We start from the raw sequence: 418 nt of genomic DNA, 5'->3' as shown, positions 1-418 counted from the left end.
GTTGCAACCCGTGAGGTCCACGTTCTTGCCGTTGCTGTTCGTCGTGAGCTCGATCGAAGGGCCATACTGCCTGGCGATGTGTATGGTGATGACCAGGTGCCCGTCTCTGACGCGGCTCTGATGCTTGTCCGAGCGGACGATGAACTGATTGTCGCAACTCGAAACGCCGTGCCGAAAGTACTTGCGCATCATCCGGTGCAGGTACTTGTCTTCGAGCCACTTGTCACTTTTGAGCAGGGTATAGAGCCGCTTTCGCTCTGCCTCGTCGGAGGTCCGCTTCGCGATGGCTTGTCGCACCTTCGCGCAGGCAGCCGCCTTGTACGTCAGGATGTCGTTGACGGCATCCTTCGTGGTCTCGGCGCGGATCGTGCCGTCCACCGCGAGCGACGCATACCAGCCGCCAGCAGTCACTTCCTTG

1 pseudogene is annotated in these 418 nt (G+C 60.0%); it reads right to left on the bottom strand.

Annotation, left to right across the window (positions count from 1 at the left end):
* A pseudogene (locus ACYP5B_RS53755) lies at positions 1–418 on the bottom strand (transposase); the annotation flags it as partial.

The organism is Cupriavidus sp. 8B (assembly GCF_054589115.1).
Note: the sequence above shows the minus strand (reverse complement) of the source record. Positions and strands in the feature narration are given on the sequence as shown.